This is a genomic window from Brasilonema bromeliae SPC951 (assembly GCF_012912135.1).
In the GTDB taxonomy this organism is placed as follows: domain Bacteria; phylum Cyanobacteriota; class Cyanobacteriia; order Cyanobacteriales; family Nostocaceae; genus Brasilonema; species Brasilonema bromeliae.
The window spans coordinates 15,536-22,984 of record NZ_QMEB01000081.1; the positions used below are offsets into that span (position 1 = coordinate 15,536).

The window sequence follows — 7,449 nt, forward strand, 5'->3', positions numbered from 1 at the left end:
ACAAAGAACAGTTACACCTGAAACGACACCACCAGAACCCGAACCTTTGCCAACAGTAGTTGCACCAAAACCTAAACCACTCGCACTCAAACTGCGACAAAGAACAGTTACACCTGAGACGATACCACCAGAACCATTACCATCACCTACAGCAGTTGCACCTACCACCAAACCACTTGCACTCAAACTGCGACAAAGAACAGTTACACCTGAAACGACACCACCAGAACCCGAACCTTTGCCAACAACAGTTGCACCAAAACCTAAACCACTCGCACTCAAACCCCGGCAAACACTTGTTACCCCTGAAACAACACAACCAGTACCATTACCATCCCCAACAGCAGTTGCACCCACCAGCAAACCATTAGCACTCAAACCCCAGCAAACAGTTGTTACACCTGAAACAACACAACCAGTACCTTTAACTCGTCGGGAAAATAGCAGTCGGCTTGCGACAAAATCCTCTCCTGAACAGTTCGAGAATAGGACTAACTCGCTAGTGTCCCCAGAAACACAGCGTATAGCACCATCGCGTTCTCAAAGTCAGTCAACAACATCACCACGAAAACTGTCTCGATCTCAAGCATCTTCAAAATCAGGTGGCGCAAGCAGTTTGGGTGGTCCAATGAGTTTATCTAGTCGTGATTTTGGAAGCAATAATTTGGCAGCCCTGCCCAATTCCAACCGCCTCAATCAAGGGACACAAGGTATTGATGCTCGTCAAGATGTAGACATGAGCGCTTACCTGCAACAATTACAAGAGCAAGTGAAGCAGCAGTGGATACCCGGACTCACCCAATCTTCCCAACAGACAGTACTTAGCTTTATCGTAAGCCGAGCAGGTTTAGTCAGCAATCTCCAGGTTGTACAAAGTTCTGGATTAACCATGACTGATGAAGCAGCACTGAATGCTGTGAACCGAGCAGTACCTTTTGCTCCTTTTCCCACAGAATATCCACAAGACTATATCAAGATTCAATTTACATTTAATATCAACGTCTATGGGCAGCTAGAGTTATGGAGCGATCAATAACGTAGCTCACCAAAGCTGCTGAAACAGGTTTTTAGCTGCCTGGAACTTTTCTGTTTGGATTGTGTCATCATATTTATGTAGTTTCTGTGAGTGTCGAGCACATACAGTCATGAGACGCTTGCTGACAGCCTTATTCGTAATCATGAGCACAAATGTTGTGACTCATCCTGCCTTAGCCAACGAAGAAAATGTTTCTCCTGTCATAACTAACCAGGGTCAGGCTGCAGCTCTTGTGACTCAACCAGTTACGATTAATAGTGGAACAGTTAGTGTCACAGACCACACCAACAATCTCAGAAAAGTTTCTGACTCAATCGGGGTAGTACGTGAGTCACAATGCAAAAAGATTAACCCGCTTGAGCTGATCAAATCTCCTGGCAATACCCTCAAACAATGTTTAGAGGAAACAAATAAACAAGCTGATCAAATCAACCAAACTTCTCAACCTGCAGAGCAGTTTGAGTACTTCAAGGTTCCAAAACTCGAATCTGGTGTTAATGTCACAGTGACTAAGTTTTAAGAGCGTGTTAGCAGAGCATCGATTTTTTGCAAGCAAAGAATAATACCAGTTAATCTTATCGTAAAAATGTGATTGGTATAATTTATGCAGATATTTTGGGAGTTGCAAATGTGGCTTGGGTAGCAGGCGATCGCTTACAAGGTGGAAAATACACCATTGAAAGAGAGTTGGGAAGGGGACGCTTTGGCATCACTTATTTAGTCAAAAATAGTAACAGCGATCGCCTAGTCGTTAAAACCTTAAATGATGACCTGCTCAGACCCCTTACCCAGCAGGAGCGCGAAAGGTTAGAGACGATGTATTTGCAGGAGGCATTAAAACTACAAAAGTGTAAGCATAAGCATATTGTACAGGTTACAGAAGTTTTTAAGGAAGGAGAGCATTCGTGTCTAGTAATGGAGTATGTGGACGGGGACAGTTTGGCTGACCTCCGTCCACCAATACTTTCGGAAGCAGACGCACTACGTTACATTCAGCAAATTGGGGAAGCGCTGATAGTTGTACATCAAAATGAACTGATTCATCGGGATGTGCATCCGGGAAATATCTTGTTGCGGAACCGAGAAGGGCAGTTAGAAGCCGTGTTAATCGATTTTGGTCTAGCTTTAGATTTTGACCATATTTTAACCACAAGCCGAACCAAGGAAACTTCTGATGGATTTACGCCCCCTGAGCTTTACACTAAACGTACTATAGCTCGTGCGTATAGCGATATTTATTCACTGGCAGCTACGCTCTATAAACTTCTAACGGGGAGAACACCTGTCAATGCGGTAAAGCGCAAAGTGGATGGTGAGCATTTAGTGTCTCCAAAAGAATTCAATCCTCAGATTAGCGATCGCGTTAACGGAGCAATTTTAACAGGGATGAAGCTAGATCACAAGGAGCGATCGCAATCAATGCGAGAATGGCTCGATTCTTTAGGGTTAAGTGGAGAAACTCCCCAGCCTGTATCAACTGTACTCCCTAACCCTAACCCAAATCGGGAGAAAAAAATCAATTGGACACTTGTTATAGCTGCGATCGCCGCGATTGGAGCCTTACTCTCAGGCATTGCTGCTTTAATTCCTATTCTCAAACAATCTCCGTCTCCTAGCCCATCGTCACTGTCTCCCAGTCCGTCATCTACCAAAACTCCGTAGAATTAGCTAAACTTTCATCAGGGTGCTGGCATTAAAGTAATTTTTTAAGTATTTTTTCAGACTTAGAGGTGTTCATGCCTTGGACAGCAGGACAACGCTTGCAAGGTGGCAAATATGTAATTGGGGAAGTCCTGGGGCAGGGGGGATTCGGGATTACTTATAAAGCATTGCATGTTGAGTTAAACCAGACAGTTGTTATTAAAACACCCAATGAACATCTCAGGCATGATCCTGAGTATGACAAGTACATAGACCGGTTTATCAAAGAAGGGCAGATACTAGCACGATTATCTGAAGAACCCCATCCTCACATTGTTAGAGTGATTGACCTGTTTAAGGAAGGTGCAATCCACTGCTTGGTGATGGATTTTGTACCGGGAGAAAATTTATTTGAGGCAGTCAGACGCAGGGGAGCGTTACCAGAAGCTGAGATTGTCCCCTGTATTCGCCAAATCGGAGAAGCCCTGATGATGGTGCATCAGGCAGGGCTAGTACACCGAGATGCTCACCCCGGAAACATCATGCTGCGGAACAATGGCAAAGCAGTTCTGATTGACTTTGGTATCGCTAAAGAACTTCTACCTAAAACTTTGAGTTCAACAGGTAATGCGGGTAATCATGGATTTGCGCCCTATGAGCAGATCACTAGGGGCAGTCGGGAGCCAACGGTTGATATTTATTGTCTGGCTGCGACACTTTATTATGCGGTGACAGGTCAAAACCCCACAACTTCTCTGGCTCGAAAGCTTGATGATGCTTCCCTGACTCCACCCAAACAAATTATTCCAGACATTAGTGAACAATTAAATTACGCAATTCTCAAGGGGATGGCGCTGGAGGCAGAAGACCGTCCTCAGTCAATGCAGGAATGGTTGACAATGTTAGAAGCACTAAAAGCGTCGCCTCCACCTTTAGTTGAGCCAGTTCATAAAATAGAAGTTGTTCGTCGCCAATTCGACGAGTCAAAGTCAAAACCAGCTACTAAATCACCTAGAATTATCGCTTGGGGCTGGTTGGTTGGTGTATTGTTGAATTACACAAATATAAGCTATTTCTTAGCAGCGCTTAACGCTCCGCGAATAATTTGGGCTGTGGCTGTGGCTTGGGTTGTGGCTTGGGCTGGGCTTGCGGCTGTGGCTGTGGCTTGGGCTGGGCTTGTGGCTGTGGCTGTGGCTGTGGCTGGGGTTGTGGCTGTGGCTGTGGCTGGGGCTCTGAGTGGGGTTGTGGCTGTGGCTTGGGCTGGGGCTCTGGCTACGGTTTGGGCTGGAAAGAAATTACAAAAATCTTTTAGCAAGGTTCATACTTTTCTAATTTTAGCTAGCACATCTAGTCTAGGCTTGGGTTTGGGATTGTTAGGACATAGGATTTTTCATACAGGTTCATAGCTTTATCATCTGAAGCTAACTGGCAAAAGATTTTGTAGCTGTTGTATCGACTGGAGAAGCGATGTAGTAGCGACAAGCTGAGAAAGCGTCTACGGATCAACAAGCCAAAGTCCAAAAATATTAGGCTTCTGGTTCAACACCAAGCGATTGATTGCTCTTAAGAGTTTCAACAATCCATCTGTCGCATTCTTTTTTCAAATTGGTATAACTTTCTGTGTCACCCTGTGATATCATGTCCGGTTAATTGCTTATAAATCCAGAAGAACCCCACCCCGGTTTTGTCTTGCGCCAAAACCGCCCCTCCCCGCAAGCGGGGAGGGGATTAAGGGGAGCCAGCGCCGTGCGGGGGTTCCCCCCCGTTGAGGCGACTGGCGTGTGGGGTGCAGTTAACGTAGGAATCACAACTAATTAGTCGGACATGATATGAGCAGATCACTCCACAATATCTGCGCTATGTATACAAGTGTAAGGGAGAAATAGCGACACAGGAACTTGCTGCTATGCGATGTTTGAAAGACTTGTCAAATCCCACCCTTTTTTCGTCACTCTGGATAAGCGCCAAAGATTGTTTTCGTAACAAAAATAAAGACATGTGAATAGCATGTATTATTTTTTACATATATAATGAAACAGCTTCACAACTATCACCACTCCATCTGATTCCTAGAAAAGGTGCTTTATGGTAGTTATTTACGGTGCTACAGGGAACGATTATTTAAAGGGAACGCAAGACAATGATTTCATTTATGGTAATTTAGGAAACGACGTTTTGATCGGTCTTGCTGGTGACGACTTTTTGGAAGGTAAAGAGGGTAACGACGTACTTATAGGCGGTGACGGTAACGATATTCTATATGCTGGACTTAGTAAAGTACCATATGCCCCAGGTTACGGAGGAGACTTAAATAGCGTAAATTTACTGTATGGGGGCAAAGGTGACGACCAGTTATTTGGTTCACTGGGTAAGGATTTCCTGTTTGGTGGTGATGGCAATGATCGAATTATAGGTTTGTCTGGTGATGACTATTTAGATGGCGGCGACGGTAACGACAGATTAGATGGTGGGTTCGGCAATGATATCCTGATTGGTGGTAATGGAGATGACATCTTATACGATGGAAGTTACAAGACTGGCGGTGGCAATGATATCCTTTTAGGTGGTAATGGAGATGATATTCTCAACAGTGGCAGCGGCAATGATATCCTTATAGGTGGAAAAGGGAATGATATTCTCACTGGCGCTGGATACATACCCACTGGTTCCCCTGGTGGTATCTATGGAGTAGATGAAATAGATATCCTAATTGGAGGGGAAGGGAGAGATACATTCAACCTTGGAGGGCCCAACGCTGCTGGTAACTTCTCGGTTTACTATGATGACGGTAATAAATTAACCACTGGGGAGAATGACTACGCTTTGATTGCTGACTTTAACCCAAGTGAGGATATTATCCAGCTTGTAGGAACAGCATCTGACTATATCTTGGGATCATCTCCTGCTGGCTTACCAAATGGAGTAACTATCAACCTGAAAAAACCTGATAGTGAATTGAATGAACTTATTGCAATTGTACCAGGTGTTTCAGGTTTGAGTCTTGACAGTAGCTACTTCAGATTTATCTAACGCTTGTTGTGATTTCCTATTGCCTTATGGTGAGGGTGAATTATATAAGTAAAATTTATAACCAGATGAACAGAAAATCAATGGTGCGTTAGGACTAATGTCCGTAACGCACCCTACATGTTACTGAACAGTTTATCTTTACCGTGTATGCAATCCATCCATACCTTGTTTAATCCAACTCAAGCAATCGTATTCTGATGGAAATAACTTTGGTGCTGCAATATTATTCAGTGAGTCTGAAGGATAATGGTCATAGAAATATTTTCCAGCCTCTTGAAACACGATAATTAAGTTGTTGCGGTAAACGTAGCGAAATTTAAAATTATCGCAATGACTGACAAAATCTGAATATTCGTCAATATGTTCTTTGGCAATATCAACAATATTCTCTATACTAGTGCCATAGATTTCTGCTGGATTTTCTGCTTTGTGAAATTGGCTTTGATTAGCAATTTCTGATAATAGTTTATAGGAATAAATATCCTGACTATCAATTGTACCAAAGACAAATGGAATGATGAGATAACCTTTATATGAAACGGAATTTTCATAAAGAAGACGACTCATCTAACCCTCCTTTGGCTCTTCTACTCAAATTACCACAGTACGGCTAAGTACGGTAAGCATAAAAATATAAGATCAGATTTCACCCTCAATCCCTCTCCTTGATAAGGAGAGCCAGTGCGTTGCGGAGCCAGTCCTGCAGGAGGGTTTCCCTCCGTAGGGACCTGGCGTTGGGGTTCCCCCGACGGTGCGACCTGGCGTGAGGGAAGCCGGAGGCAGGGTGAGGTTTTATATTTAATTTGACCCACTTACTTACCACAAACTGAGTTGATTAGGGGGATTGTCAAGGATATTCCAAGGAAGAGGAGGAACAGCTACACCACTCTGTTCTAATAACTTTTGAAAGTGACGTGCATTTCCTGGTGAGTGTTCTTCCACAGGACAATGAACAAAAAAATAAATTTGCGTTCCCTGCTGCAACCACTGCTTAATCTGAGTCACCCACTCTTCCATGAAAGGCTGATTTACTGATAAATTGGGATGAGAAATAAACCGAATCAAACTAAAAGGCGCTAGTACGCTCGCTGTCACGCTAAATTGTACAGGAACTTTAGGTTTACGCCGTTCAGATTGTATTTGCGGATCATCATCTCCGGTGTAGATAGGACGTGAGTCTAGCAGAACCCTTCCAACACCAAGCCTTTCTAAAAGTGCTGTCAACTCACCAGCTAATGGTTCAGTAAACCAGTCTTGATGCCGAACTTCTAACGCCAAACGTACGTCTGTTTGCTGTAAAGCTTCGAGAAATACGCCCAGATCATCAATCAGTGTAGGCGGATAACTGGGGGGTAACTGAGCAAAAACAGGTCCAAGACGTTTACCTAAAAGACGCATCCCTTCTAAAAATTTTAAAGCATCAGGGATTTGGGGTTGCAATCGTCCGTTGTGGGTGACATCTCGCGGTAATTTGAGACAAAATTCAAAATTTTGGGGTGTCTGTGTCGCCCAACGGGTGATAGTCTCCTGATTAGGTACGGCGTAGAAGGTGGTGTTACCCTCAACAGTGGTGAAGCGTCGGCTATAGAGTTGCAAAAAATCACTTTGGCGAGTCCCTTGAGGGTAAAGTTCGCCTACCCAGCCTTTATATGCCCAAACAGCGCAACCAATGAAAAAGTTCACAAATTCTTTAAATAATAAAAAACTCGAATGTAGTTATATCTACTATAATTTTTTGGATA

7 protein-coding genes are annotated in these 7,449 nt (G+C 43.7%); 5 read left to right on the forward strand and 2 right to left on the reverse strand.

The window, feature by feature from the left end; translation table 11 throughout:
* The 5 genes from DP116_RS12350 to DP116_RS12370 form a co-directional block, all read left to right on the forward strand.
* Positions 1-1,036 (forward strand): energy transducer TonB family protein (locus DP116_RS12350; RefSeq protein WP_211173231.1); only part of this gene is annotated, 1,036 nt, incomplete at its 5' end.
* A gap of 142 nt (positions 1,037-1,178) precedes the next feature.
* Positions 1,179-1,556: a hypothetical protein gene (locus DP116_RS12355; RefSeq protein WP_169155470.1), complete on the forward strand. Its 378-nt coding sequence runs from the start codon at positions 1,179-1,181 to the stop codon at positions 1,554-1,556.
* A 110-nt stretch (positions 1,557-1,666) separates the two neighbouring features.
* Positions 1,667-2,698: a protein kinase domain-containing protein gene (locus DP116_RS12360; protein WP_169155476.1), complete on the forward strand. Its 1,032-nt coding sequence runs from the start codon at positions 1,667-1,669 to the stop codon at positions 2,696-2,698.
* Positions 2,699-2,772: 74 nt separating this feature from the next.
* Entirely contained in the window at positions 2,773-4,083 is a 1,311-nt protein-coding gene (locus tag DP116_RS12365; protein ID WP_169155471.1) for a serine/threonine protein kinase, read from the forward strand.
* A gap of 679 nt (positions 4,084-4,762) precedes the next feature.
* Positions 4,763-5,707, forward strand: coding sequence for a calcium-binding protein (locus DP116_RS12370; protein WP_169155472.1), 945 nt, complete (start codon positions 4,763-4,765; stop codon positions 5,705-5,707).
* Between the two features lie 138 nt (positions 5,708-5,845).
* Here DP116_RS12370 and DP116_RS12375 read toward each other — a convergent pair whose 3' ends face one another.
* Together DP116_RS12375 and DP116_RS12380 are read right to left on the reverse strand one after the other, a co-directional pair.
* Positions 5,846-6,274 carry a hypothetical protein gene (locus DP116_RS12375; protein ID WP_169155473.1) on the reverse strand — a complete coding sequence of 143 codons (429 nt, stop codon included), beginning with the start codon at positions 6,272-6,274 and terminating at the stop codon, positions 5,846-5,848.
* A gap of 249 nt (positions 6,275-6,523) precedes the next feature.
* Positions 6,524-7,390, reverse strand: coding sequence for a DUF72 domain-containing protein (locus DP116_RS12380; protein WP_169155474.1), 867 nt, complete (start codon positions 7,388-7,390; stop codon positions 6,524-6,526).
* Between the last annotated feature and the right edge of the window lie 59 nt (positions 7,391-7,449).

What these genes read in the sequence shown, in the direction of transcription:
- DP116_RS12355 (WP_169155470.1), top strand. Translation starts at nt 1,179, where the DNA reads ATGAGCACAAATGTTGTGACTCATCCTGCCTTAGCCAACGAAGAAAAT.
- DP116_RS12375 (WP_169155473.1), bottom strand. Translation starts at nt 6,274, where the DNA reads ATGAGTCGTCTTCTTTATGAAAATTCCGTTTCATATAAAGGTTATCTC.
- DP116_RS12370 (WP_169155472.1), top strand. Translation starts at nt 4,763, where the DNA reads ATGGTAGTTATTTACGGTGCTACAGGGAACGATTATTTAAAGGGAACG.
- DP116_RS12365 (WP_169155471.1), top strand. Translation starts at nt 2,773, where the DNA reads ATGCCTTGGACAGCAGGACAACGCTTGCAAGGTGGCAAATATGTAATT.